Annotated in this window: 21 protein-coding genes and 8 pseudogenes; 7 read left to right on the top strand and 22 right to left on the bottom strand. The window is 35.7% G+C overall.

The window, feature by feature from the left end:
* The first annotated feature begins 69 nt into the window (after positions 1 to 69).
* The 7 genes and pseudogenes from OOK92_RS02315 to OOK92_RS02290 all read left to right on the top strand — a co-directional run bounded on the left by OOK92_RS02315 (position 70) and on the right by OOK92_RS02290 (position 9,602).
* Positions 70 to 1,092, top strand: a complete 1,023-nt coding sequence (locus tag OOK92_RS02315) for an IS110 family RNA-guided transposase (RefSeq protein WP_264735342.1) — start codon at positions 70 to 72, stop codon at positions 1,090 to 1,092.
* Between the two features lie 272 nt (positions 1,093 to 1,364).
* Positions 1,365 to 2,000 (top strand): annotated as a pseudogene (locus OOK92_RS02310) (Rpn family recombination-promoting nuclease/putative transposase); the annotation flags it as partial.
* Between the two features lie 20 nt (positions 2,001 to 2,020).
* Positions 2,021 to 2,554: a pyrimidine dimer DNA glycosylase/endonuclease V gene (locus OOK92_RS02305; RefSeq protein ID WP_253307348.1), complete on the top strand. Its 534-nt coding sequence runs from the start codon at positions 2,021 to 2,023 to the stop codon at positions 2,552 to 2,554.
* A gap of 505 nt (positions 2,555 to 3,059) precedes the next feature.
* Positions 3,060 to 4,415 (top strand): annotated as a pseudogene (tnpC, locus tag OOK92_RS02300) (IS66 family transposase).
* 36 nt (positions 4,416 to 4,451) lie between these two features.
* Positions 4,452 to 4,550: pseudogene (locus tag OOK92_RS08455) on the top strand (Rpn family recombination-promoting nuclease/putative transposase); the annotation flags it as partial.
* A 109-nt stretch (positions 4,551 to 4,659) separates the two neighbouring features.
* Positions 4,660 to 6,129 (top strand): cytoplasmic incompatibility factor CifA, encoded by a 1,470-nt coding sequence (locus OOK92_RS02295; protein ID WP_253307349.1) that lies wholly within the window; start codon positions 4,660 to 4,662, stop codon positions 6,127 to 6,129.
* A 53-nt stretch (positions 6,130 to 6,182) separates the two neighbouring features.
* Entirely contained in the window at positions 6,183 to 9,602 is a 3,420-nt protein-coding gene (locus tag OOK92_RS02290; RefSeq protein WP_319803914.1) for a cytoplasmic incompatibility factor CifB, read from the top strand.
* Between the two features lie 275 nt (positions 9,603 to 9,877).
* On the opposite strand, the pseudogene OOK92_RS02285 reads toward OOK92_RS02290, so the two are convergent.
* The 22 genes and pseudogenes from OOK92_RS02285 to OOK92_RS02180 all read right to left on the bottom strand — a co-directional run.
* Positions 9,878 to 10,408 (bottom strand): annotated as a pseudogene (locus OOK92_RS02285) (recombinase family protein); the annotation flags it as partial.
* On the bottom strand, positions 10,401 to 10,847 hold the full coding sequence (locus OOK92_RS02280; RefSeq protein WP_264736101.1) for a DUF2924 domain-containing protein: 447 nt from the start codon (positions 10,845 to 10,847) through the stop codon (positions 10,401 to 10,403). The pseudogene OOK92_RS02285 and the gene OOK92_RS02280, both read right to left, overlap by 8 nt.
* Before the next feature lie 12 nt (positions 10,848 to 10,859).
* Positions 10,860 to 11,335: pseudogene (locus OOK92_RS02275) on the bottom strand (ankyrin repeat domain-containing protein).
* A 25-nt stretch (positions 11,336 to 11,360) separates the two neighbouring features.
* The gene (locus OOK92_RS02270) at positions 11,361 to 12,071 is read right to left on the bottom strand and encodes an ankyrin repeat domain-containing protein (protein ID WP_264736099.1); all 711 of its coding nucleotides are present in this window, start codon (positions 12,069 to 12,071) and stop codon (positions 11,361 to 11,363) included.
* Between the two features lie 168 nt (positions 12,072 to 12,239).
* Positions 12,240 to 13,394: a phage tail protein gene (locus tag OOK92_RS02265; protein WP_264736098.1), complete on the bottom strand. Its 1,155-nt coding sequence runs from the start codon at positions 13,392 to 13,394 to the stop codon at positions 12,240 to 12,242.
* On the bottom strand, positions 13,394 to 14,194 hold the full coding sequence (locus OOK92_RS02260; protein WP_264735440.1) for a baseplate assembly protein: 801 nt from the start codon (positions 14,192 to 14,194) through the stop codon (positions 13,394 to 13,396). Before OOK92_RS02260 ends, OOK92_RS02265 begins: the two co-directional genes overlap by 1 nt.
* Before the next feature lie 2 nt (positions 14,195 to 14,196).
* A complete protein-coding gene (locus OOK92_RS02255) occupies positions 14,197 to 14,532 on the bottom strand; it encodes a GPW/gp25 family protein (RefSeq protein WP_264735441.1) in 336 nt (111 codons plus the stop codon).
* A 7-nt stretch (positions 14,533 to 14,539) separates the two neighbouring features.
* Positions 14,540 to 15,631 carry a PDDEXK nuclease domain-containing protein gene (locus OOK92_RS02250; RefSeq protein WP_264735442.1) on the bottom strand — a complete coding sequence of 364 codons (1,092 nt, stop codon included), beginning with the start codon at positions 15,629 to 15,631 and terminating at the stop codon, positions 14,540 to 14,542.
* Complete coding sequence (locus tag OOK92_RS02245; protein WP_226080738.1) at positions 15,615 to 15,869, bottom strand: PAAR domain-containing protein; 255 nt, start codon at positions 15,867 to 15,869, stop codon at positions 15,615 to 15,617. The genes OOK92_RS02250 and OOK92_RS02245 overlap by 17 nt, the downstream gene beginning before the upstream one ends.
* Positions 15,866 to 16,330, bottom strand: coding sequence for a phage baseplate assembly protein V (locus OOK92_RS02240; protein WP_047759504.1), 465 nt, complete (start codon positions 16,328 to 16,330; stop codon positions 15,866 to 15,868). Before OOK92_RS02240 ends, OOK92_RS02245 begins: the two co-directional genes overlap by 4 nt.
* Complete coding sequence (locus OOK92_RS02235) at positions 16,317 to 16,790, bottom strand: hypothetical protein (protein WP_253308731.1); 474 nt, start codon at positions 16,788 to 16,790, stop codon at positions 16,317 to 16,319. The genes OOK92_RS02240 and OOK92_RS02235 overlap by 14 nt, the downstream gene beginning before the upstream one ends.
* Positions 16,787 to 17,299, bottom strand: coding sequence for a phage tail protein (locus tag OOK92_RS02230; RefSeq protein ID WP_264735443.1), 513 nt, complete (start codon positions 17,297 to 17,299; stop codon positions 16,787 to 16,789). The genes OOK92_RS02235 and OOK92_RS02230 overlap by 4 nt, the downstream gene beginning before the upstream one ends.
* The gene (locus OOK92_RS02225; protein WP_114517895.1) at positions 17,292 to 17,609 is read right to left on the bottom strand and encodes a head-tail joining protein; all 318 of its coding nucleotides are present in this window, start codon (positions 17,607 to 17,609) and stop codon (positions 17,292 to 17,294) included. The genes OOK92_RS02230 and OOK92_RS02225 overlap by 8 nt, the downstream gene beginning before the upstream one ends.
* Before the next feature lie 96 nt (positions 17,610 to 17,705).
* A pseudogene (locus OOK92_RS02220) lies at positions 17,706 to 18,017 on the bottom strand (major capsid protein); the annotation flags it as partial.
* 14 nt (positions 18,018 to 18,031) lie between these two features.
* Positions 18,032 to 19,034 (bottom strand): IS630 family transposase gene (locus OOK92_RS02215; protein ID WP_264735405.1). Its coding sequence is split into 2 segments (ribosomal slippage): positions 18,032 to 18,523 and positions 18,525 to 19,034, totalling 1,002 coding nucleotides; the frame shifts between segments, so codons are not numbered across the junction.
* A gap of 83 nt (positions 19,035 to 19,117) precedes the next feature.
* A pseudogene (locus tag OOK92_RS02210) lies at positions 19,118 to 19,813 on the bottom strand (major capsid protein); the annotation flags it as partial.
* Positions 19,814 to 19,850: 37 nt separating this feature from the next.
* Positions 19,851 to 20,219, bottom strand: a complete 369-nt coding sequence (locus OOK92_RS02205) for a head decoration protein (protein WP_264735445.1) — start codon at positions 20,217 to 20,219, stop codon at positions 19,851 to 19,853.
* A gap of 67 nt (positions 20,220 to 20,286) precedes the next feature.
* Complete coding sequence (locus OOK92_RS02200; RefSeq protein ID WP_264736360.1) at positions 20,287 to 21,321, bottom strand: S49 family peptidase; 1,035 nt, start codon at positions 21,319 to 21,321, stop codon at positions 20,287 to 20,289.
* A pseudogene (locus tag OOK92_RS02195) lies at positions 21,321 to 22,728 on the bottom strand (phage portal protein). The gene OOK92_RS02200 and the pseudogene OOK92_RS02195 overlap by 1 nt, the downstream one beginning before the upstream one ends.
* On the bottom strand, positions 22,729 to 22,953 hold the full coding sequence (locus OOK92_RS02190) for a gpW family head-tail joining protein (RefSeq protein WP_174516715.1): 225 nt from the start codon (positions 22,951 to 22,953) through the stop codon (positions 22,729 to 22,731).
* Entirely contained in the window at positions 22,943 to 24,781 is a 1,839-nt protein-coding gene (locus OOK92_RS02185; protein WP_264735446.1) for a phage terminase large subunit family protein, read from the bottom strand. The genes OOK92_RS02190 and OOK92_RS02185 overlap by 11 nt, the downstream gene beginning before the upstream one ends.
* Positions 24,778 to 26,253 carry an ankyrin repeat domain-containing protein gene (locus OOK92_RS02180; RefSeq protein WP_264735447.1) on the bottom strand — a complete coding sequence of 492 codons (1,476 nt, stop codon included), beginning with the start codon at positions 26,251 to 26,253 and terminating at the stop codon, positions 24,778 to 24,780. Before OOK92_RS02180 ends, OOK92_RS02185 begins: the two co-directional genes overlap by 4 nt.

The following is a 26,253-nucleotide window of genomic DNA, read 5'->3' as shown; positions in this document are numbered from 1 at the left end:
ACGAAGTAACGAATTCAGTAGAATAAGTTCTTCAAAAACAATTTAAACTTTTACAGTAGGAGTAGTCTCATGAAATATTATAGCGGATTAGATGTCTCACTCAAAGAAACTTTCATTAGTATCGTTGATGAGAAAGGAAAGATTGTTAAAGAAGGAGTTGTTGCAAGCGAAAGCAAGGCAATAGCAGAGTACTTGCTTGAACAAGGCAAAAATTACGAAACTATAGGAGTAGAAAGTGGACAACTTTCAATATCAATGTGCAAAAAATTAAGGAGTTTTGGCTTGCCAGTAGTTTGTGTAGATGCAAGACATATGGCAGCAGCTTTGTCTGCAAGAATCAATAAAAACGATAAGAATGATGCAAGAGGTATAGCTCAAATGATGAGGGCTGGGCTATATAAAGAAGTACTAGTAAAATCGGATGAATCTTGTCAAATTAAAATAGCACTTGGAAGTAGAAGACAGTTAACATGCAGCTACCAGCAGATTGTTGGGACAATAAGAGGGTTATTAAAAATATACGGGATAAAGCTCGGTCAAGGGTCAAAATTTGAAAGCTTGTCTTTAAGAATAGAAAAAGCAATTAAAGATTTGGATGAAATAAGTAAGGCTTCAATTGGAGCGTTAGTTTGTAGTTTAGAGGCAATAGAGAAGTCATTGGAAAAACTTGACAAGATGCTCTTAGAACAAGGCAAAAAAGATGAGGATTGTAAATTATTAACTACTGCTCCAGGTGTTGGTACTATAGTAGCAATGACATATAAAGCAACAGTGGATAACCCAAATAGATTTGAAAGATCTAGTACAGTTGGAGCGTATATGGGGTTAACACCAAGACAATATGCTTCTGGAGAAATTGATCGGCATGGTAGTATATCAAAAATGGGGCCCATGGAATGTCGAAGTATGTTATATGAAGCTGCACAAGTCTTACTTACAGTTAGTAAGAAAAATTTTAAGTTGAAAAGCTGGGGGTTAAAACTTGCAAGGAAAAAAGGGATGAAGAAAGCAATTGTAGCAGTAGCAAGAAAATTGGCTGTAATTATGCACAGGATGTTGGTCAATAAAACAGAATTTTGTTATTACAATTAAGAGGAGCATAAACAATAATTTTACTCGAGGTAGTAATGCCGATGGAAGGGATAAGCAAGAAAAAACCTTGAAGCCTAGACTTCGTTGGGCACATGTTGCCGTCCACTTCCACCTAACAAGTATAGTGCGGCTTGACAAGTTTGTTGTCATATCAGACCGCGGAGAGAACCATGGAAGCACACTGCTCTTGTATGTAAAATTATTAAAGATTATGTAGGAAATATGTTATTTTGGTTTATATAAAAATTATTGTTGACTTATGTGCAATTAGAGAACGTGCTCAATACTATGCTGCTAAAGCTTACTCAAGGCAAGCTGATAAAGGTGACCAGTATCATAACCTTAAGGAAATTATCTTCATTGCTATAGCAGATTGTGTACTGTTTCCTAATAAATCTGAGTACAAATCAAAGCATACTATTCGAGATGAAGACACTAATGAGCATGATCTAAAAGATTTCTATTTTATATTTATTGAGTTGCCAAAATTTCCAAAGAATAAGGAAGATCAGTTGGAAAATATAGTTGAAAAATGGGTTTATTTTTTTCGATATGCAGATGAAACTAGTGAAGAAGAGCTGGAAAAAATAATAGGTAGTGATGTAATAATTAAAAAGGCCTATGAAGAGCTAAATAGATTTAACTGGTCAGAAAAAGAATTTATTGCCTATGAACAGGAAATAAAACGTATTCTTGATGAACAGGCTGTCCTCGCTCAAAAACTTGATGATGCTACTGAAAAAGGCAGAGAAGAAGGCAGAGAAGAAGGCATCCAAATCGGTCATGAAAAAGGCAGAAAAGAAAGGGAAATTGAAGTCGCAAAAAACCTACTTAAAGCAGGGGTTTCTATCGATATAATAGCTCAAACTACTGGTCTTACAGTTAACGAAGTCAAAGACTTAAGCTAATTCTATCTTTGGGTGTCTAGATGAACATCTTTGTACTAGATGAAAACCCAGCAATTGCGGCACAAATGTTATGTGATAAGCATATAGTAAAAATGCCATTAGAAACTGCTCAGTTATTAAGTAATGTTTTTTCAATAGCATTAAAAGTGCCAAATCCTTTAGTCAGCATCACAGACCAGAATATAGAAGTTCCATATAAACTTACTCACAAAAACCACCCTTGTTCTCTATGGGCTAGACACTCAAAAGGAAACTTTAATTGGTTGATAAAGCATGGAAAAGAATTGTGCATAGAGTATAGCTTGCGATACAAAAGAACGCATAAATCCGAAGAAGTTATAGATTGGTGTGATAATAATAAGGATTTGCTAATTTTTCAATCAGCTGATATACAAATTTTTACACAAGCGTTACCTGATCGATATAAATGTAGTAATCCAATAGAAGCCTATAGAGAATATTACCTAAAAGAAAAGATGAGGTTTGCTAAGTGGGAAAAAGGTAGAGAAGCACCAGGTTGGATAATCTGCTACACAATACCACAGCTAATATAGCTCATAAATAAAGAAGCCATCCAAATCGGACATGAAAAAAGCAGGGAAGAGGGCGAAAAACAGGCTAAAATAGCTGTGGCTAAAAATTCGTAACCGTTCACGGAGATAAGGTGGTTTACAAAGTAAGTATAAAAGTGTAAAGAGATAGGAAGCTAAATATGGAGGCTTTGTTGCATCGCTAGCTATGATGGATTAAAGATAAAAAAGATGGAGAATATCAGTAGCTTATTATTCTGGTATTTATAACAAGAACGGTCAGTGAATACCTAAATTTGAGTAAAAGAAATTTCACTACCACTCACTAATCCGGCTAAAATTCAAGAATTTCAATGCTTTAGCTATTTTCAATAGAATTAAGTTTATTAATATAAATAATAAATTACTATTCTTAAATTTGATCAGATTGATTGCAAAAAAACAAGATTTTCAATAGGTTGCTTATAATCCTAGCTATAGTTAGCCTTTCATAAGTAGCGATGCAGCAAAGCCAATATGGAATGGGTAAATGACAACAGTGCTGCAAGAAAAGGTTGTAGCAGAAAACGCTAATCTCAAGGAAGAAATAAAAGCACTGATCAGAGAAAATGATAGCTTGAAAGCAAAAATAGTTGAATTAGAAGACAAATTGGGCTTAAATTCGCAAAATTCATCGCTGCCACCATCACGAGATATATATCGTAAGAAAGCAAAAAAGAAAAGTGATAAAAAACCAGGAGGTCAGCCAGGACATAAGGTGCATAAGCGTGAATTAATGGCTGCAGAAGAGGTAGTGAGATGCACAATTGATACAATTTGTATGTGTGGAGGTAAGATTACTTTAGAAGATGAAATTATTCATCAGAAGGCAGAGTTGCCAGAAATTAAGCCAATTGTAACTGAGTACAGGTTGCAAAGAGGACATTGTAGAGTATGTAATAAAAGAATTACAGCAAATTTACCCGAAGGTGTTGCAAGAGATTTTCTAGGACCCAATGCTAAAACAGTTATAAGCAGCCTTAGCGGCTTTTTTATTAACTCAAAAAGAGAGGTACAGCAAATTTTGGGCAGTATTTTTAATCTAAATATAAGCCTTGGTTTAGTCTCAAATACTGAACGCAGGGTATCGAAGAAGTGTGCATCTGAATATGAGAAAATGAAGGAAGAGTTGCAAGGAAGCGAGTATTTGCATATAGACGAAACAGGGCACAGAAATCAAGGAAAGAGAGGCTGGAGTTGGGTAATAACAAACAAAGCGTTGACACTTCTGAAGGTAAGCGAGTCTCGTGGTAAGAAGGTGTTGAAGAGTTTACTGCCAGAATATGATGGTATAGTTGTGAGCGATAGATACGCTGTATAAAATTACTTCAATCGTGAAAATAGACAGATATGTTGGGCACATCTGGCAAGAGATTTTGAGAGATTTGCCCATAGTAAAAATGTTGAAGTGAGCAAAATTGGCCAAGCACTAAAATCGCTCAGCAATAAGGTGTTTGTAGTAGATAAGGCAAAAAAACAAAATTTGATAGATAATTTGAGATTTTATCGACTGGTGCGAAAAATTCGGAAAAGGGTAAAACATTTTTTACGTAAAATGACGAGGGTTGCAAATAGCACTCAAGCTTCAAGAATGGCCGCTAAGATGTTACGATCTGAGGATATGATGTGGAAGTTTTTAAGAAAACCTGAAGTGATAGAAACAACTAATAACCTTGCAGAACGGCAAATTAGACGGTACGTAATTTATCGTAAAAACAGCTTTTTCACCTGGTCAGAACGTGGAGAAAGATTCGTGGAAAGAATGTTGTCGATATTTTTGACATCACGTCTAAATGGCCAGAACCCCTTTCAAAAGCTACAGAATCTAGTAGCTGTCACTGCTTAGTTCTTTAATTCATTCTCACAATCCGTGAACGGTTACAAAAATTCACTCAAGGCGGGTGTTTCTATTGATGTTATTGCTGAAATAACAGGGTTTTCTGTTGATTATATTGAGAAAATTCAAGAAAAGAAGTTTTAGCCATAACGTTTTTTTTATTAAACCCTCTATTCTAGTAATTTTAATATTGCAATCCATTCTAATGTCTGTACAATGCCTTTTTTATATAAATACTTAATAGGAGGGGTTAATGCCAACACAGAAAGAGCTTCGGGCTACGATGTCCAAAAAATTACAGGAAGCTATTAAACATCCAGATCCAACAGTTGCTGCCGGGAGGAAGTCAGCTATCAAGAGATGGGTGGGAGTCCTTCAAGATAACTTTATGGAGCACATAAAATACTTTAAGGGTGATAAGTTGAAGTTTTTGCACAATGTATTCCAAGATGAAGGTTGCTGGTCAGGTGTAAGGTTGGATAATGCTGCTTTAGGTCAAAGGTTTACTGAAGAGAAAATAGGTGGAATAGATAATCCACTTCGCAAATATGAGATGGCTTGTAGTTACTGTGTAGTGGATAAAATTCATCCATTCTTTCAAAAAAGATTTGAATTTTACAAGAACAGTTTTCCTCCTGGCACACTTGATGGTAGCGGTAATCCTATAACTGATAAATACATACGAAACTCCCTATTAAATAGCATGAAGAGAAAAGGTGATGTGTTCAACTTCTGGATCGATAGAGAATCTGGGGAATTAAAGAAGTATGATGCAGTAGAAGGCTTTGACAGTGCTGTAAAACTTAAGTGGAGTGAAGGAGTAGAGTATTTTTATAATCATTTAAAAGAAGAAGATAAGGAAAAGAAACTTACAGAAGCTATTATTGCTCTGTCCCGCGTTCAATCTGTTGAGAAAGATGCTCCTATTTTAGATTTTTGTGTAAATAAGATAGTCGATAAAGATACTCTTTTACAGAAATTATTGCAGAAAGATAAGGGAGTATATGCTCTTCTTGCTGAATTAATAGAGTCATGTTTTTTTGATACGGTTCATGATTTGGTACAGTGCTGGTGTTATGAGGAAGCTTCAGCACGAGGTGATCATTCAAAGGAAATACTCTCACAGGATGAGTATGACCTCCTTCTTTACTCACTTTCAAATGTAATGTTGAAAAATCCTGAATCAAATGTTCAAGCTAGATCTCTTATTATGAAGATTTGGAAATGTGACTGCTTTATTGAATACAGAAAGATTTCTGTTAATATTTCTAATTGTATAGTTCCTATACAGGACATGCTTGCAGGGTTAATAATTAACTGGAAACGAGAAGACATTTATAAGTCTGATGAGGAAAAAGAAATAGAGAAAAAAGAAATACTAGATATGATGTTATTTGCTAAAAATAGCTTTCCTGAAAGATTTGAGTTCTTTAAGGGAAGGATAATAAAAAGTCTTAGATTATGTGGTAGAGAAGGTAAAAGAGTAAATGTAGATTACGGTCTGTTTGCGGAAGAATTATTCTCTGAGTTAGAGAAAACAATTTTACCACCTGTAGGTGATGGTCCTTGGAATAATTTACGGTCACGATCTAAAGCTCATGGTAGTAAGAAAACAACTTTGCCAGTTGATGATGGTCCACAGTCTGAGCTTGGAACTCCTAGTGTAAGTGGTGTTTCTTCTTATAAGAAAAAAAGCGTCTTTACGCTTAGTGGTAATAAGTAATCCACTTATGAACTCTTGGTGTTTCTGGTCGTAGTAAATAAGGGGTATTTTGTATGAGTAATGGTGATGGATTTATTAGGAGTTTGGTGGATGGAGATCTTGAAGGATTCAGACAAGGATTTGAATCTTTTTTAGGTCAATGTCCATCTTTCTTGTATCATGTGAGTGCAGGTCGTTTCCTTCCTGTATTCTTTTTTAGTATGTTTTCTACTGCACATGATGCTAATATCTTAAATGAAAATGAGAGAGTGTATTTTCGTTTTGATAATCATGGTATTGATACAGGTGGTAGAAATAGAAATACAGGAAATCTAAAAGTCGCTGTTTATCGTGACGGACAGCAAGTTGTCAGATGCTACAGTATTTCTGATCGTCCTAATAGTTATGGGTTGAGGTTCAGTACAAGGGAGAGAAATGCTCTAGTGCGAGAGATTAGACGGCAAAATCCAAATTTAAGGGAAGAAGACTTAAATTTTGAGCAATACAAAGTATGCATGCATGGAAAGGGCAAGAGTCAGGGAGAGGCAATTGCAACAGTATTCGAGGTGATTCGTGAAAAGGATTTTAGAGATAGAGATAAATTTGCCAAGTATTCAGCATCTGAGATTAGTCTTCTTAGACAACTCTTAGGAGATCACGGATTGACAATTCAGGAAATAAAAGGAAGACAACTCAATTACAATCAGCTCAGACAACTTGATAGATCAGTCAAGTTTGCACAGGTAGCACAAGGTCAACAAAGGATTGACAACTTTATGGGAATACTAGCAAATAACCAAAGACAAAATGTAGAACGTAGAATGCACAGGGAAGTTTTGCCATACATCACTGACATCTATGATAATTGCAGACAAGCGCTAGAAAATAATATTGAAAATCGCAGTCAAAAATTTGAGAGTCACGGGTTTTTATTAGGTTTTTTAGCAAATTTTAGTCATCGCTACACAATAGGCATCGATCTTGACTTATCTCCTAGAAACTCACATGTTGCTTTTCTTGTACGTCATCAAGCAGAAAGAGAAAATATTCCTATTGTTATTAATCTTGCTATATTTGACACACCGTCAGATGTTGCATTAAACTGTGCCATAGGCTACGCTGGAAGGTTACACAATTCTTCATTTATACCTATTCATACCACATCAGAGCATACTGTTTGTGTTGGATTAAATTTTAATTTAAATCTAGATCCTTTTAGTGTTGATACAGTAGGGCTTCAACAGGATAGATTTCCTTTAGTACAAAGATTGTTTGAGTATATAGAAGATGAAGAGGTTGGAGAGAATATTAGAGATTTCTTGCTTCAACATCTTCCTGGTGAAATACCAAGAAATGCAGATAATTATAACAGAGTATTTGATTGTATAACTGGTTTTACTTTTGGAAGTAGTGCTTTTGATGTACACCCTTTACAACTAGAAGGTGTAGAGGAAGATGAAGTACATATAATAAAGCACACATTTATACATGGTGACCCCAATTTAAGAAAGCGCGCATTGACTATGGTCTTTCATGCTGAAGGTTCTGATATAGTTATACTCCATATTAGAGCTCACGATGCACAACAACAAGGAGCAATCAATTTAGAAAATCTTAATATTAATGGAAATAATGTTCATGTATGGGAAGTTTCATGCACACTTAATGACCAATTTGAGCTAGATATTGATCAACCAAATGACCTTGGTTTATATCACGATTACCAAAATAATAATGCAAATAATTTTCTTGATGGTGATCTTGTACAAGTACCTAATGCTGAAAATGTACATGGTATTTCAGAAAGGGTTATGAATGATGGCTGGAAAAATGTAGGTCAGCATAGAGGATTATTTCAAGAGATCTCTGGAGCATTGATGCCACTTAGGGATGCAATAAATGTTAATAGTGAGGATAAGTTTCGTTCTATACTACATGGTACATTTTATGCTAGTGACGATCCTGATAAAGTGCTTGCTATGTATAAAATTGGTCAAACATATAGTTTGAAAAGGAGGCAGGAAGAAGAAGGAGAAAGGGTAATGCTCACAAGAATTACAGAACAGAGATTAGACCTTTTATTATTAAGACAATCTACGGAGAATGCTCCAGATACTCACCCGATTGTATATGTATTAGGATTTGCTGATAATGCAGAAGAAGTAGCACAAAAGGAGAATAACGCAAAAGATCGAATAAAAGAACTTATGAACAAGCAAAGGGGATATTTGCCTATTACTCCTGGAAATGAGGTGGTTTTATCTTCTGCTGTATTTAATGCAGGTGCACAGAGAGTAGAAGATCTTATATCTATTCCACAAGAACTATATATACATAGGCTTGACCGCAGTACTAGAGGATTAGTGGGACCTGAAAGTGTTATTGATGAAAATCCACCAGAGGGTCTATTATCAGATCAGACTCGTGAAAATTTCAGGCGCTTTTACACGGAAAGAAAACCAGGACAGAACTCTATTTTTTTGCTTGATATAGATGATAATCTGCACGTTCCATTTAGTTACTTGCAAGGTACTAGAGCACAGGTAATAGAAACATTAAAGTCAAGAATAAGGGGAGGTGATAATTCCATTCCTACAGCACAAGAGATAAGAAGACAAATAAGAGATATTCTTGGAAATCAAGGGATAGAAGTAAATGATCTACTTACACTAGAATTTGCGACGAGAAATGAACATTATGATTACTGGCTTCAACAAATTGATATAGCTCACGCTGGAAGATTGCGATATCAGCTTCGTACTGAAGGTAATCGCACTTTTGAAGTAGCTAATTTGGCAAGGAATGACGGTAACGAGCACATTGTTAGAGTATTAAATCAATTTAGGGAAAATGAAGAACAACAGCGTTTAACTTTAATCATTACTTTAAATAATACTCATTGGGTTACACTAGTGATTGAACGTCAAAATGGGAACTATGTTGGGTACTATGCTGATTCAACTGCTACTGCTGTTCCAGGTGGTATTACTGATATCATTCAAAATAACTTAGGAAATAATATCAGGATTAATAATGTTTCTGTTAGTCAGCAAACAGATGGTTGGAATTGTGGTTTATGGGCATTAGAAAATGCTAGTGATATTAATCGAGTTCTAAACGAAAATCCTGTTGGGCAAGTGCAGAATATCATAAATATAATACGCGATTTTCTTGGAAGAGGCCACCCAAACAGAGATAGAAATTACTTTCAGAACATAAGAGTGGGCATTTCACAATTATTCAGGAATGATCCGGGATTTCAAGATGTGCAATTGCAAGCATACATTCAAAATAGAGAACAAATTGATCCATTACTACGTACTTATCTAGAATTAGGATATCACAGAGTAGGAGGAGGGTATGGATTAGTAGAAGCACCTATATCGCTTGGTGTTAGTGATTCCAGTAATTTTGGTGACCTGCCACAGTCGAGTTTAGAAGGTCCTGAAGCTAGTCGTGTTTCTGACCTTAGCAAAGGTAAAGGCGGTAAGTAGAGGTAATCGGTAGATGAAAGGAGTGTAACAAAAACCTTATGCATCAAGTAAAGATTGTGAGCAAATTTAAAGAAGTTAAGGTGGGTAACCTGTTTTTTTCTACTTGCAGCAATGTTTCAAAAAGTATATGTGTCGAGTTGGGTAAAGTTGAAGGAGGTTCTTAAATGAGCAACTATTAATTTGGTAGTGTATAACATTAATAAATTTAAATGATGCAACCATTTCCAGCAACAAAAATCAGCTAGCGTGAGAAGATTTTTTCTTGGAATCGCGTGGTCTACTATTAATTCCTTCTCTTTTACATCATACCCAAGTGGCAAAGTTCCTCCCATCCATAATCCTTGCTCTTTTGATGTTGCTATTTTGTTTTTTACTCTCTCTACTATCATTTCTCTTTCTAGTTGCGCTGCTCCTGATAACACTGTTTGTACAAACTTTCCCATTGGCGTATTATTATCAAATATCTGCGTTACTGCTATAAAATTTACTCGGTGCCTTCTAAAAAATGACGTTACTTCTATGCTATCTTTTGTTTCCCTTGATAGCCTATCTAGCGTATATACTATTACACAATCTACTTCTCCTGCCTTTACATCTTCAAACAACTCCTTTATCGCTGGTCTTTCTAAGTTCTTTCCTGAATACCCTCCATCATCGTACCTTTTTGCCAATGCTACCCAGCCTTCTTTGCTCTTTATATATTTCTCACATGCTACTCGCTGCGCATCTAAACTGTTAAACTTTTGTTCTAGACCGTCTTCATTTGACTTTCTTGTATATATTCCACATCTTATCCCTTTACACATTTTCCCTTCCCTTTTGATCACGCAAACCAAATAGGAGCGGCCCATTGTAACTCATTCCCATTATTTTTCCGGCTACTGCTGATAATGATGTGAAAAATTCTTCTCTGTAGATTAAACCCTTATCTGTTACCCTTACCGCATGCGTCTCTTCCCCTCTCTCTAGTATTAATTCTGTCCCTTCTACTGGTAATTTATCGCTACTTATTCTCTTTCCCTTTTCTAGCCGATCTGCCAGATACTCTAGTCTTTTTGACCCTTTTCTTGACATTTCTCCATATGCTTCCTCCTGCATTCTATAAGCTAATCTTGGTATCAGATATTTCTTTGAGTATTTAGGCGCTTCTTCCCCATATACCTTCTTCCATATTTTTCTCAGCTCTTCTAATGGTTCTTTCTCTAAACCCTTTACCTTTCTTTCTATTTCTTCTTTTCTTTCCATATCTTTAGCATCTCATAATTTCTCAAATAACTTTTCAATTCCGTCCGTTTCTTTCTTCAATACTTCAGTTACTTCTTTACTGTTTTTCGCATAATCCATCGCTGTCATTCCAAATTTATCTGCTTGCTCTATTTCAGCCCCTGCTTTTACTAGCTCCTCCACTATTTCTTTTTCACCTACCATACATGCAACATGCAGCGGCGTACATTTATTTCCATATTCTCCCGCATTTACGTCTGCTCCTGATTTTATCAATTCTCTCACGGTTTCTAGGCGTTTCTCCGTTACCGCTAGATGCAGTGCTGTATATCCTCTTGCATCTGCTGCATTCACATTCGCTCCTTTTTCGACTAATAACCTCACTGTTTTTGCGTCTACTGCATAATGTAGAACTGTTCTTCCCTTTTCATCTCTTTCATAAATATTTTTAAACGAGTTCTCTAATAGTTCTCTAATAGTGACTCCTCTTTTTTACCGAGCTTTACCATAACTTACCCCACTTTTTCTTTAAACCTAAGCCTTCCTTCTCACCACCTCATCTATCATTTCATTCACTTGGCTGATTATCTTGCTTGCTAAATTTTGACATTCTTTCTTTATTAGCGATTTGTCTCTCTTCCTTATTTCTCCTATCTCTATTATTTTTAGCTCCGGCATGTAGCTTCCATTCAACATGTCTGCTATTTCTCCCACTAGCACCTCTATTCCATAGCACGTCAGTTCTCTACTTTTTGTTACTCCTCCTTTTTCTCTTAAAAATTTACTTGCCTTTTCACTCTCTTTGCTATCACATAGACAATACTTTTCACTTTCCCAGATATAGTACATTGGTGTTGCACCATATTTATTCAGTTGATTAACTTCAGCTCCGGCCTTTACTAGCTCTTTTATTATTTCAACTCCTGCTCCTCCTATTTTGCACGCAGAGTGCAGTGGCGTACATCCAGTGACATATTGAGTGGCATTTACTTCTGCTCCCGATCTTAGCAGCACTTTTATATTTTCTAAGCTTTTCGCAAATACTGCACAGTGTAGTGGTGTATAACCATTTCTATCTCTTGCATTGATCTCTGCTCCTTTATTTATTAATAACCTTACTGTTTTGTAATCAGAGATTTCTACTGCTTGGTGCAATATCGTCTCTCCTTCTTCATTTCTTTTATTAATATCTTTAAATCCGTTACTTGATACTTCTTTAAAAAACTTACTCTTGCTAAAACTCATTTCATACCTCACAAAATTAGCTTTTCTAGCACCAGATAAATTTCTTATATTTACCTGCTGCTATTCAAGTCATGTCCTTTTTAGCATGAGAAAGCAAGTCCTTTTCTTTTTATTTCATATATTTTAACCTATTATTAATATAATATATGAGGATCTAAATATAAGTACTTAACTTATTATAGATATTACTTGACTATTTTTCCAACTTCTGTGCAAATGTCGATGTTCGTGCCATTTCAGTACTCCCGGGTAAAATACCAAAATATGCTTTTCTAATTCATGTATTGAGTCTTTTTGCTCTAAATCGTTTTTATAGTAAACATTGTGTTCTGCTAAAACATAGTTTGTAATCTTCTGATCAGTATAATTTTCTACTTTGTAGTGGTGAGTAACGCTAAACCTTTCTAAAATTGGTTTGTGTTTTAAATTCCAACGTTGCCATGAAAGTTTATCGTTTCCCAATACAAATTTATTTCCTTCTTCTTCTATGCTACCAACCGGAAAGCACGCATTTGTTTCTCCTAAGTTCCAACTGTCCGATAATACTATCTGCGCTTTAGCAAATTTAATCGATGGTAATAAGCTTTGAGTTAGAGGATACAGGGCTTTTAAGTTATACCACTGATGACTTCTTTCATAAATGCCTTGGTAATCCTTTATGTGAGGCTCTGTTTCTCCAAGTACTGCCACATCTAACCGATATACATCATTACTAAATGCTTGCTCATAATGAACACGAAAAGTACTAAACTTAAAACTTGGATTTAAGATTTTTAGCTCAAATGCGTTCTTTCTACCAAATGACAACACTGGTCCATCTTTTTCAACTTTTCTACCTGAATAGTCTGACAATAAGCTGCCGAATAAACTTTCATCTAAAATAAACCTATCAACGTTATAGTGATCATTGAAAATCCTCATTAGCCGCGATCTTGCTGGTAACGATAGTTTTGCAAGTTCTACTACTGCATCCACAAAAAAGTCATTTGGAACATCTTTTATTCCTATCTGTAATTCAAAAAAGTGCTTGCCAGGTGGCTCCTCAATAATTGTAATATCTTCTATATTTGCCCATTTTAGTGCTATTTTTAGTGATGCTGGAGTTCCTCTCAGTCTTTGAAATTTTACTCCTTCTACTACGGCTTTTCTTCTATCTTTTACCCAACGCAGTATCTCTTCTAAACCATATTCTTCTATTATCCACGGCAATGTTTCTTCTTTAAGACTAAACTTAAATCCTCTGATACAGTTTGGATCTACTTTATAATCTATCGCATCTACTAGCGCTCTTTCCTGCCTTGTTGCATTTGGTGGCAGTAACATTAATTCAACTCAATCTTTAAATTTCTCAAATTTGCACATTCATTTCCCAGAACCACAACATCCTCTTTTGGCTCGATTAATTCTACGTTTTCTACACCATCTACAAATAAATTCGCTATTATCCATGATCTTGTAACATTCCATCCCAGCCTTCTACTTGCTTCAAACTTCTTGATGAACTGTTCCTTAATTTCCTCCTTTGATATTACAGAACTTATGCTCATTCTGCTGTCAATATCTATTTCCGTAATATTGCAACCAATTACTGTTACTGTATCTGTTAAAACCCTTATATCATCTCTATTAACTTGCTTTCTTACAATTTCAAGTAGCTCTTCTAACACTATGCCAGTTATGGATAATTCTGTTGATAAGATTGAAATTTGTACTTTCCCTGGTATAGGTGATTCTACTAGTGCATCTTTTACTCTACTATCTGCTGACAGTGCATGATATTTATAATATTCCTTACTTCCTCCTGTTGACCAACCTGCTATCTTTGCTTTAATTCTTTTTCTAAATCGTTCGTCCTCTTCTTCTTTTTCTCTCTCTACTCCATAAAACTCAGCTAAATTATCAAGATCTTCTCCTGTCGCAAATTTTAGTAAATTGCTCTTTACTGATTCATTTATTCTTTGTCTTAGTAACAATTCCCTCCATGCTGCTACTTCTAATACCTTCATCGCTGGGTCACTTTCTACTAACGCTGAAAAGGTTTCATCTCTACACACTAACTCCTCCTTCATTCTGGAAAAGATTTCCTCATAGCTTAGTTTTTCAATAATATTAGATGTCTGCATTTCTAAACAACTACTCCACTAATACCTATGAATTTGCCTTCTGAAAGATACATACCTTCAAGTACAAGAGTCATTTTTCCTTCTTTAGCTTCAGCAATCTTTACTTTTTCTAACTTAAATCTCTTCTCAAATTTCCCCAGTGCTTCTGCTGTTGCTGCATAGATTTCCAAAGTTAAATCTCTATTTATTGGCTTATCCACCAATTCAAATAATCTTGAGCCATAATCTCTCCTCATTATTCTACTGTTTACTGGAGTGGTCAGTATATCAATTATCGATTGCTTTAAGTGCTCTATTCCTTCTAACGCTTTTCCTGTTTTAGCATCCATTCCTCTCATATATTTTTCATGGCTCTGACTTAATACTTGCATGTTTTTCACGTGCTATAGAAATAGCCTTTCTCAACTTCTTTTCAAGAATTTCTTTAGAAGGAAGCTGTGTTAAATACTGTGCAACATGAATATTAGAGCCTTCGAGTTCAAGATATTCTATATCCTCTTGATCCTTATCAGCACATAAAATAATCCCTAACGGTTTTTCTTCACCTGCTTTTCGTTCATTTTTATCTAACCAATTTAAATACCATTCCATCTGTCCTTTATAAGCTGGTTCAAAGCGACCTATTTTTAGTTCTATTGCTATAAGACGTTTTAATCCTCTGTGAAAAAATAGCAGGTCCAAATACCTGTCAGTTGTTTTAGTACTCATCCTTTTTTGACGTGTTACAAAACAAAAATCACTCCCAAACTCTTGTAAAAATTTTGTCAATTCATCCAAGATTGTATTTTCTAGATCAGTCTCACTATAACTTGATGGCAATTCCATGAAGCTAAGGAAGTATGGGTCATGAAAAATGAATTCTGTTGCTAACATATTTTCTTCACGTAAATTTTTTATACTCCTTCTTATAAACTCTTCAGGTTTTTTTGCTAGCGCTGTACGTTCATACAACATAGTATCGATTTTACTACGTAGTGCTCTAACACTCCACCTTTCAATACGACACATTTCTATATAATAATTACGCTTCAGCTCATCAGAAATTGCAATAATTTCTACAAAATGTGACCAACTCAATTGTTGTGACAGTGTCGCGACAATTTCTTGATCAGAAAAGAATTTAGAAAATTGCACCATACGAAATAATGACGCTCTATCAAAACCACGTCCATATTTAATCTGAAGTTCTTTTGCAAGTTGGGAGATGATTTGCTTCCCATAATCTGCACGTTTGTGCTTTAGAATATCTTGATCAATTCTGGAGCCAATTTCCCAGTTTAACAATACTAGAGTAGAATTGAATTGAACAGAAAGATGATTCTTTGCTCTATCTATTAAATTACTAATGTCTCCTAATAGGCTAGTAGTTATATCCATATTCATAACTTTACTTTTGGTAAGTATAGCAGATGGTTTATTTTTATCCTGAAAAAACATTACTACTACCACTTATTACTTTAGAACCACAAGATATTGAATCTCCAACTCTTCCTATACTATAGCCATTTGCAAACACTTTTTTTGATCCTTCAATTAATACTCTACCTTCTGTAAAATTATCTCCTTTTCGGCAAACTGGCTTACCATTTACAAAAACATTGTTACTGCCGCTAATGCAGAAATGTGGTATAGCTTCTCCACAGCAGTCTCCTAACCTCACTATTCCTTTGTTCAATTTAAGTCGATCCTTTCTGCTTTCAGTTTGATTCCACTTTTTGTCATTTCTATCTCTGATTTTCCTACTTTGAAATTTAATTTATCCACTACAGAAATTTCAAGATTCTTGCTCTCTTTGTCATACAATAACTTTGTTCCATCTTGAAATACTAAACTGTTAATCATTTCACTATTCTCTGGAGCAGAATAATTTTGCTGATATATTCCAGCTAGTACTACTCCTAATGATAACTCTCCCAATGGTGACAATATTACTACCTGTTCATTTATGCTTGGTGGTAGCCAGCTTCTTTCCTCTCCTGCTCTAGAAGTTATCCATGGAAGAAAATCTGTTAAAAGTTCTCCTATCTTCACTCTTACTTTTGCTTTCTCATAATCTACTTCTTTTACAACTCCTATTCGTACAATGTTTGCTAACTTTCTTTGCAGCTCTGAAATAGCAAAATTACTCTCTAACATTTTCTTCTATTATAATCGTATGTGGCTTAATCTTATTTTCTGTCCATATCGATTTACCTAAATGAAGCTGATGACTCCAATCAACCATCCACACCAAATATGCATCTAATTCGGGTCTAAATCCGTCAATTTCTGCAGAGATAAATTCTCCTGGTGAAACATTTTTTATATTCCATGTATTTTTGTTTACAACTTTTGCCACCTCGGCAGCTAATGTTCTGACAATAAGAGGAGCATTTTCGATTGTGCTATCAACTACTATTCTAGCTTCAAATCTTGCTTTCAGAGCTAATTCTTCTGTTCCTGGATCTTTTCCTTGCTCTAGACTTGATAATTCTATAAATACTGCCGGTGCTACTAATTCTTTCCTTATTGCTGGATATACTTCGCATGTTTGTATCGCAGAAATTTCTTTCTTCAGCGTGGTACAAATTTTATCATGTAAATCTTTCAAATTCATCCTTTATAGCTCAATTCACGTTCAAAAAATTTTGTAAACACTTTCTCAACCTCATAATTAACAAGATCTCTCATTACTTTTGATGCTTCTGGTTCCAATGGCAATTTAACTTCCTTTATTGGCAATGCTGCTCTTCCTTCACGTTTAAACATACCGCTATTTCCTTTTGGCATAACTGCTGCAAATCCTCCTATAAACTCATGCTTTCCTACTTTCGATCCTCTTCTTGTTTTTTGTATCTTGCCAATTGTCGATGCTCTAATGCCATAGAGATTTGCTCTAATCAACACGTCTAATCTGCTAGTTTTCGCCTTAAAAATTCTTAATCTCTTTCTTATCAAACTTAATTTTATCTGCTTTTCCTCACTGATTTCCTTAGCTGCTTGCGCTTTTAACCATAGTGCCGTTTTGTTTAACGCTTTTATAGCTGCCAGTTTTATTTTCTGCTCTTTTCTTTCAATAGTGGAGATTATTTCATTAATATTGTTACTAATTTTAATATCAAACACTTTCTATTGCTTCAATTTTCCATATTTCACTCGAAGAATCTTTTAACGGTGGTTCAAAAATCTTGTAGAACCTTTTTTCAATCTTGATATAATCGCCTATGCTAAAGGAAGTAACGTCCTGATCACGTATTTCTACAGAAGCAATTTGCTGAGTTAATGCTCCATCTGCACCTAGAGAGTACGTAGTCTCAGGACGTTTTATTAGCACTTTTATTCTACGAATACCCTCCTTATTTCGATTACAATATATGGCTTCCACTCCTAGATGCTTAAAACAATCCTCCAATAATCGCTTAATATTCTCTTGCATATTTCTTTTTGATATACTAACCTTTACATGCTAAGAAAGCGCATACCGGTAGAGTCGTTCTGTGCCTCACCAACTTGTAATTACTCTACCAGTATGTTATGCTATAGCGACTTTTACTAATACGCCAGGTCTATGGCACATTGGCAGAGGATTTGACTGCGTATGTAAATCAGTTCCTCTATCAAACCTCCTTGGTTCTTGTTTTGCATAGAGTGGCTGTCCAAGAGTATTTACTGTCTCATTAAAGTCTGCTGGTGCAAAATATGTTGTAAATGTGCTCGCTGTTCCTAGTGGAAAACAGTGCCCTGTATCTTTGTCAATAAATCTTCTCACGGCTCCTTCAGGATCAGTTGCTTGCCCTCTATATTCCTCAAATGTGATTCCGCAGAACGTAAATCCTGACCTCATACCAAATTCCATTACTAATCGAACAAATAAGAAACATTACAAACTCGTTTAATAGTAGTGCTGGAAATACTGACAATAAAATTACACACAACATCTTCAAGTAAGCCTATGGTATCGTAGACTCTGTTGCGTAAAGTATTGTGTTTGATATATTGCCACAACCTCTCAACAGGATTCAGTTCAGGTGAATAAGGAGGCAAGTATATAATGGTAATGTTTTCCTGAAATTTCAAACTTTTTGATCTATGCCAACTTGCACAATCCATTACAAGAAAGGCTTCTTTCGTGCCTAAATCTTTCGACATCTGCTCCAGAAATATATTCATACAATCAGTGTTTACATATGGAGCAAGTAGGCTAATTTCCTTACCACTTCTTGGATTTACCGCACTGTAGATATAGAAATTTTGTCTACCGATTTTTATTTTAACCTGCGTTCTGATCCCTTTTTTGAACCATCCGTGTCCGATTTTTGAATGAGTTCCAAATCGTGATTCATCAAAAAAATACCTCCTTTTCAGGGTGGGAATTGACTATTTTATTGAAGTATTTTTTAAACTCTTCTTGCTTGTTTTTATCTTGTTTATGGTGCATTGGCCTTGGTGTTATGTAAGAAAATTTCATCCTTTGTATCTCACGGTGCACTGTTGATTTACCGATGTTTAGGTCAAATTCCTCTGAGATTTTTATTCGCACTTCCTTAATAGTAATATTTGGATTTTTTTCTACCCATATTTCAATTTGCTTACGTTGATTTTTGTTTAATTTGCTTTTTCTTCGCCGCTGAGACGGGGCAAATAGTTTTTCTACTCTACCAAATTTTAGATGCTTTATCCATTCAGTCAAAGCAGTCCTTGAAATTTTACATATTCTTGCTACAGCGCTTATACTACTTTCTTTTCCTGCTATTACCGCTTGTAACTTTTTTGAAACATATGCATTATTTCTGACCTTTTTTAACATTTCTTTCGCCAAATTTACAACTTTTTCGTCTAATAGTTTTGACCTTAATGCCATTTAAACCTCGCTATTTCACTTACTTTAGTATAGCTTTTTTTCCATTATCTTCTATCTGTTCTTTGTATAGTGGGAATTGGTATCATATCGTTCCTTAGCGCTGCTCCTTCTTGCCATCTTTCATATGCTTCTTTCACTTTACTATGCGAAGTTAATGCATCAAAAAACTCAGGGCTTACCAAGGCATGAATTCCGGTCATATATTCACCACTTAGATTATCTTCTATATGCCGGAGTACTTCCAGACACTTACGCTTTACATCTGTTGTTGCTGTTCCAAGGGCAAAATTTACTACTTTTGGTGTAATTTCAAATTCGTTGTACAGATTTAATAATTCTGACCCGTCAGCATCTAAAATTATTCCTTTCAGCGCTCCCATTCGTAAATGCTCTAATGTTATTGCGTGTTTGTTTCTCATTAGCTGTAAATGGTCAGTTATTACATCTGCCAGCGCTTTCAGTTCACTTTCTGATCCAAATGCCCTTATTCCCTGTACTTCCTCTGGTAACACTACATCATCATGCGGAATATGTGGAATCGTAAATGTTCTTACCTTTCTTTTTCCTCTTTTTCCTACTGTTGCTGGCGCCCCTGGTACTTGCGTTGGTAATAAACTTAATACTCCGTTGTGTTCTTCTATGGTAATATGTCTAAATCTTACTGACCTACTTGGAAACAAATTTAGATTTTCAACTCGTCCATAATTTATCGGCAATATATTCATCGCATTTGTTAGTGCCGTCATGCTAAATGCTGTATTTGTAAATGGATTTTGCATTTTTTACTTTCCCCCTTTTGTGTTTTTAATAGTTTTTTTAAGCTCCCTTGCGGATGATGATCCCTCGTCCTTCAAGTTGCTTTATTGCTGCAGCTTTCTGCTCTTCAGTGATATTTGCTGGCCACACAATTGCATGATCTGCTAGTATTGCACCACGAGTAATAATTACTGCTTTAGCATTTTCTGTCGCATTTACATCACTTACTACTGCACCTATCGCTGTTTGTGTACCATCTGTGGCAGTTGGATTTATTATCTTAACCATGCTATCTTTATCGAGAGCCACTACTGTACCAAGCTTTAGGTTCTGCCCTTTTGCTACTGTTATCTGATCTCTTGAATATAGACTTGATGTCTCATACTTTAATAAGTCACCCAGATTATTTTGTTCGCTTATACAACTCATAAATTTCTCTCCTTAACTGCTTACCGCCGCTTTTATCAATGCTATATACGGCGGTTATAAAAATACTTTAACTCCTACGACTTTTCGCTACCTGCATCATCAATTCTTCTCCTGAATTCTGTGGTATTGCACTCAGTATCTCTGTCTTCTTTGTTCTCTCTGCAAGTAATTCCATTAAAACTTCCCTAGCTTGCTCAACACTTACACTTTGCTCAATAAATTCTCCTATCTTTTCTGGCATCTTCGATAAATTACATAAACGTATTAATTCAAGAACTTCAGTACGATACTTGGTTAAATTATCAGTTTCTAGGTCATTTGTAGTTTGTTCATTCATAGTAATACTCCTGTTTTTATTAATAGATGAAAGAATTGTCATTCCGTCTGCAAGGCCTATTTCTACTGCTTTCTCCCCAAAATATAGCCCTGCCTCTGTTAATCGAATCTTTTCAATTGAAAGACCTCTGTTCCTTGCTATTAGCTGCAAAAACATTTCATATAGTCGGTCTACTTCTTTTTGTAAGCTTTCCAGACTTTCAGACGTCATTGGCTCATGTGGGTTTAAATCATTCTTTCGACTACCAGCAAAGATTGTGGTGTACTTAATACCTTGCTTTTCATCAAACCTACTTTGATCTATGTGACTTGCTATTACTCCAATACTTCCTACTCCTGAAGTTCTACTCACAAATACCTTTTCAGCGCTAGAGGCTATAGCGTACGCAGCAGAATATGCATCATCATTTGCTATTGCAATAATTCTCTTTTTTGTTCTTGATTCATAAATAAAATCAGCTAGGTCAAATATACCGTTTACCTCTCCTCCGGGGCTATCTATTTCCAGCATAATTGTCTCTATGCTACTATCTGCTAATGCTTGTTTAATTTGTTCTTCTATTTGCTCATATGATGTCATCCCGAGCATTTCATCAAACGCACCTGGTTTTTTAGTCAAGATTCCATGTATTGCTATAATTGCAGTTCTTTCTACGTTACTTTTGATGGAGTGCTTTATGTTTTTAAACGTGGGATGTTTTTGATTGTTTAATGACAATAGCTCAAAACTCCTTGGTTCAAGCATTAATGGTTTTCCTAAGAGCATCATAATCCTTTACAATCAGAGTCAAACATTAAGTTGAGACTATTTGCACGTTTTTGATCTTCTGCTATTTCTTGATCTATTTCTTCAACATCGTAACCCATTTCTGATACTACTTCCGATCGACTCTTAAATCCATTTCTTACTGCCATTTGCTGCGATTGCTGGTCTTTCAGTGGATCCACCCAATCAAATCCCTGTGGTATCCATTTTACTTCTTCTTTCGCTGCTTTTACTACTTTTTCATCTATACTCAGTTCTCCACAAAGCACTGCTAATTCTAGCCATCTATTCCAAATAGGTCTACAAAACTGGAACACTATCACGTTATGCTGTAACATTGCGCACCTTCTGCGAAACTCTATCAACCCTGCCCGAATGGATGAATAATTTAACGCTTGTTAAATCTCCTGTTAGCTGCTCATATGTTATTCCTGTGCCTATTGCTATTGCCCTGAGTTGCTGTCTTATAAACGCTTCATAACTTCCTCCAACATCTGACGGTTCTGAAAATTTTATGTCTTCTCCTGGGTCTAAAAGCTGCATTGTTCCTGGCTCTAAACCTGATAATGCTACTCCTTGCTCATTCGCTTCGCCTTCTCCTAAAATATTTGCCTCAGGATCAAGTCTTGTAATAAACCCTGCAAACATTGCTGCAGTTTTCTTTCTTACCAGCTCTGCATCATCATATTGATCAAGTTCATAAAGCTTTAGCAGTATATTAGAAAGCCATGGCTCTCCTCTAATTTGCCCAGGTCTTAAAGGTTTGTAGATATGTAAAACATCATTTGCCGGTACTCTAACTGATTCTCCAAACGAACCTTCACCTGGGTGCTCTCTAAATAAGTAATATGCTTCTCTTTGACCAAGTCGGTTAAATTCAATGCCACTACGAATAATATTGCCATTTGCAAGTGTTTGATTGCTCTTATTGTCTAAATGTTCAGACTCAAGTACTTGTAATTGCAGAGGTACACATAGACCATCTTCAGGTTTTCGGATCCGCAGACGTACAAAACATTCTCCTCCCTCTATCATACTCCTACATACTAGAGCTTGTAATCCATAAAAATCACTTACTCCACTACTGTCTGCTTCATCTGTCCATCTTAGCCATAATTCTTGCACCTTCCTTCGAAATTCTCCATCTCTTGCTTTTGATTGTGGTTTTATTCCTGTTCCAATAGAGTTACTTACTATTGTATCAATGATATTTGCTGCATATGGATTTTTTCTCACCATATCACGTGATCTACTACGTAAAGTTTCAAGGTTTTGAGACAGCAAATTGTTTATACTTCCTAACTCTGGTTGAAAGTGAAAAAATCTTCTTCCTGAGCCTGCTGCATCCCATGCAGAGCTTTTTATCTTTGGTTTGTTAAATAATTGCTTGAAGGTTTTGAGCAGCATTTATAAAATTCCCTTACTCGTTGAAAAAACAATTTTCCTCTTTGGCCTCATGCCTGCAACTTTTAACCCCGCTTTTATTCGTTGCCTGAGCTCCAATAAATCCTTTATTTGAACTTCCCCGTACCGCACAACATGGTCACCATATGCAATTGAGACAACTCTTTCTCCGCTTTGCAGTTTTTGAATTGCTTTCTCAACTTGAGTTAAATATTTTTCACTGTACATTTTGATTACCAAGCCACTTACTCTGTCTTACTTTTTTAGGCTTTTTGCTTTCCATTTTTCCACTCAAACTATTCCATTTACTCTCTGGCCAACGATCAATTCCAAGCGCAATAGATGCTGCTCTCGCATAAATTCGGCAATCCAGTACTTCATTTCTTTCTCTTACCTTTTGCCACTCTTGTTTGGTGTATCCTTTTACCACTTTGCTGACTAATTGCTCTGAAGTTAGCTGTTTAAAATATTCAGGTGCATACTCCGGAAAATGACAGTATCCAGGTAGAGCTTTTCCCTCTTCTTCTTTTAAAATATTAAGTAATTGAAAAAGCTCTGACTTTAATATCGATACTCCAACTGGCCAGAGCTTTATTCCTCTCTTTAGCTTTTGACCACCAACTGTTATATCTACTCTACTTGGACTGCTAAGTGGTACTAGTGCTTTATTTACACCTTTTACTGCCATTACTCTTCCAGAGCCTTGATGACCTCTTACCCAGTTATATACTTCCTGCGTTGCATACCCAGCATCAACCGCCATCATACTTATCATATATTCAAGACCATTTTCACCAATAAAATGATGATTTAAGAGCTCAGAGAGTTTTCTCCATACTTCTCCACCCCCAGTATCTCCTTCAAATACTTGGTAGTCTATTGACCAACTTTCACGGCTTTTTCCCCAGGCTACAACTTCTACTTCTAAACGATCTTTTTGAACATCAACACCTGCAGTAAGTACCACTTCTCTCTTAGGTACTGTGCCTACGGGAAAAAATTCTCTTCTGTTGAATAATTGCTTCCAGTCTGGTACTTCTCCCTTATCTACCCAGGTTTCTCCAAGCGTTGTGTTGATCCAAACTTTCAGTAATTGTTCACTTTCCTTTGCATGCAGAAAATCCTCTACTGCTTGTTGCCAACTATACCAGCCAACTGGACTATAAAGACTTGAAAGATGAAATCCTTTTTTCTCACCTTTTACTCTATTAGTAGGCCTCCATTCTCCACGCTCAAGCATCTCTGTCTTTTGATGATTTTCTATCTTTTTACCACATTCTATACACATATAGTGTGCTGTATTTGGATTTTTATCTTCCCATTTAATTTGTGGCCATTTTAATATTTGGTAATAATTACAATGTGGACATGGTACAAAAAAGTATCTCTTATCTGTTGCTTCAAATTCTTTCTCAATTCTGCTTATTCCATGAATCGTTGGTGTTGATACTAAAAAAATCTTTCGCCGTGCAAATGTATTGGTACGAGCTATGCTGAGTAAAACTGGATCTCCTTCTCCACCTGAGTCTCCTGGATAGGCATCTATTTCATCAAGAAAGAGATACTTTACTGGCATAGATCTCAGTCCTACACTGCTGTTTGCTCCAGTTATTACTACTATTCCACCTGGAAATTCCTTACTCTGCACAGTATTGCCTGAATCTCTTGATCTTGGGTCTTTTACTTTACTTTTTAAACATGGTGTACTTTCAATCAGTGGCGCAAATCTTCCCTTTGACCAACGCTTTCCCATTTCGACTGTTGGCTGCACAACTAACATTGGACCTGGTGTTTGATCGATGATATAGCCTATCCAATTGTTACCAGCTTCTGTTCCCCCAATCTGCGCTCCTTTCATGAATACTACTTTTTCTGCTGGTGAGGACGGAGAAAGTGAATCCATGATTTCTTTTAAATAAGGAGTTCTTTCCGTTCTCCATTTACCTGGCTCTGATGCTGCAGTTGCTGCTAAAACTCGATACTCATTCGCCCACTCTGATACTTTAAGCTCTGGATCTGGTTTTAAACCTTCAGAAAAAGATGTGGCGTATATCATATTGCTAGCTCTTCACCATCATTAGATGATATTTCCACATCACTTAAATTAGGACTACTTGTTTTCTCACTTTCGAGTTCAATAAACATTTTCTTTTCAAGCGCTTCTTCTATATACTTCTGAATTAAATTACTCATTATTATTGCAGCTATGAGTGCAACTATTCCCACCATTACCGCAGCTATAATGTTAGGGTAAATTCCCACTATCGCTATTGCACATACTGTTATAGAAACACAGATGATATTGATGCATTTCTTTATTTTTTTGTCTGCTATTTTCCTTTCTTCAAAATATTTATTGCTCAATAAATGAAATGTTGGAAAGTTGTCATTTTTTCCAAATAAAACTATATCCTTTTCCTTGTTTAGTAACTTTACCAGTTTTACGTTATTTGTTGTTATTGCGTACTCAAAAACATCTGTAGCATCTGCTCTTTTCTTTAGCAGTAATTTTACTATATTAAAATGCCTATTTATTGCAGCAAGATATACTGCTGATTCTCCTTGATCGTTTAAAACATCTACTTCAACTCCTTCTTTTAAAATCGCCCCTAGAATCTCCCCATATCCTTTTTTTGCTGCTAAGTGAAGTAAATTGTTCTTCTCTACTCCATACCTATTACTTATTAAAGCTTTTACTATTTCAGATTTGTTCTCTTCTTTCGCATAACAAAATGGTGTCTTGCCATTATCATCTTTAATCAAAGGATCTATATCCTCTCGGGTTAGTAATACTTCTACTGTTTTAAGTCTTTCAGCGTAATGTAGTGGTGTTTTATTTTCATAGTCTTGTAAATTAACTCCAGCATTAGGAACATTTATTAAGCATCTTACAATATCTAAACATAAGTCTCTTTCGTCGTAATTACTGCCACTTATAGCTACGTGCAAAGGAGATAATTTCATTGCATTTCTGCCGCTACCAGCTATATTGACATTCGCACCAAGATTTGAAAGTAATTTTACTACTTCTAGCTTCTTGTTGTTTACTGCATAATGCATTGCTGCATGATTTCTCACGTCAAGAACATCTTTATCCGCATTTCCTTCTCTAATTAAAATTTCTACTATCCCTTCATGTCCAGCTCCTGCCGCTAAATGTAACGGTGTATGTAGTAAAGCATTCTGCTCATTAACATTAACTCCTTTGTTGAGTAAAAACCTTACAGCATTTGCTTCATTCAACATCGCAGCTAAATGAAGTAAGCTATCTTTCTCCAATCCATATTTGTGATTGATTAGTGCTTGTAATATCTCTTCTCTTGCACAAGAGAGCGCACTTTTACCATCATCATCAGTGATCAGTGGATTAATATTTTTCCTATTTAGTAAGAGCGCAACCATACTAAGCTCGTTAATTTCTACTGCATAATGTAGCGGTGTCTTTCCATTTAATCCTCTAACATTTACATCCACTCCTTGCTGATTAATGAGACACTTTATTAATTCTAAACTTAAGTTAGCAGACAT

The sequence above is a fragment of the Wolbachia endosymbiont (group A) of Rhinocyllus conicus genome (assembly GCF_947250775.1).
GTDB lineage: Bacteria > Pseudomonadota > Alphaproteobacteria > Rickettsiales > Anaplasmataceae > Wolbachia.
This window is presented reverse-complemented; position numbering and strand designations above follow the sequence as displayed.

Excerpts from the sequence above, each read along its gene's own strand:
- OOK92_RS02315 (WP_264735342.1), top strand. The coding sequence starts at position 70 with ATGAAATATTATAGCGGATTAGATGTCTCACTCAAAGAAACTTTCATT.
- OOK92_RS02305 (WP_253307348.1), top strand. The coding sequence starts at position 2,021 with ATGAACATCTTTGTACTAGATGAAAACCCAGCAATTGCGGCACAAATG.
- OOK92_RS02295 (WP_253307349.1), top strand. The coding sequence starts at position 4,660 with ATGCCAACACAGAAAGAGCTTCGGGCTACGATGTCCAAAAAATTACAG.
- OOK92_RS02290 (WP_319803914.1), top strand. The coding sequence starts at position 6,183 with ATGAGTAATGGTGATGGATTTATTAGGAGTTTGGTGGATGGAGATCTT.
- OOK92_RS02280 (WP_264736101.1), bottom strand. The coding sequence starts at position 10,847 with ATGGAAAGAAAAGAAGAAATAGAAAGAAAGGTAAAGGGTTTAGAGAAA.
- OOK92_RS02270 (WP_264736099.1), bottom strand. The coding sequence starts at position 12,071 with ATGAGTTTTAGCAAGAGTAAGTTTTTTAAAGAAGTATCAAGTAACGGA.
- OOK92_RS02265 (WP_264736098.1), bottom strand. The coding sequence starts at position 13,394 with ATGTTACTGCCACCAAATGCAACAAGGCAGGAAAGAGCGCTAGTAGAT.
- OOK92_RS02260 (WP_264735440.1), bottom strand. The coding sequence starts at position 14,194 with ATGCAGACATCTAATATTATTGAAAAACTAAGCTATGAGGAAATCTTT.
- OOK92_RS02255 (WP_264735441.1), bottom strand. The coding sequence starts at position 14,532 with ATGAGAGGAATGGATGCTAAAACAGGAAAAGCGTTAGAAGGAATAGAG.
- OOK92_RS02250 (WP_264735442.1), bottom strand. The coding sequence starts at position 15,631 with ATGTTTTTTCAGGATAAAAATAAACCATCTGCTATACTTACCAAAAGT.
- OOK92_RS02240 (WP_047759504.1), bottom strand. The coding sequence starts at position 16,330 with ATGTTAGAGAGTAATTTTGCTATTTCAGAGCTGCAAAGAAAGTTAGCA.
- OOK92_RS02235 (WP_253308731.1), bottom strand. The coding sequence starts at position 16,790 with ATGAATTTGAAAGATTTACATGATAAAATTTGTACCACGCTGAAGAAA.
- OOK92_RS02225 (WP_114517895.1), bottom strand. The coding sequence starts at position 17,609 with ATGCAAGAGAATATTAAGCGATTATTGGAGGATTGTTTTAAGCATCTA.
- OOK92_RS02205 (WP_264735445.1), bottom strand. The coding sequence starts at position 20,219 with ATGAGTTGTATAAGCGAACAAAATAATCTGGGTGACTTATTAAAGTAT.
- OOK92_RS02200 (WP_264736360.1), bottom strand. The coding sequence starts at position 21,321 with ATGCTCTTAGGAAAACCATTAATGCTTGAACCAAGGAGTTTTGAGCTA.
- OOK92_RS02190 (WP_174516715.1), bottom strand. The coding sequence starts at position 22,953 with ATGTACAGTGAAAAATATTTAACTCAAGTTGAGAAAGCAATTCAAAAA.
- OOK92_RS02185 (WP_264735446.1), bottom strand. The coding sequence starts at position 24,781 with ATGATATACGCCACATCTTTTTCTGAAGGTTTAAAACCAGATCCAGAG.
- OOK92_RS02180 (WP_264735447.1), bottom strand. The coding sequence starts at position 26,253 with ATGTCTGCTAACTTAAGTTTAGAATTAATAAAGTGTCTCATTAATCAG.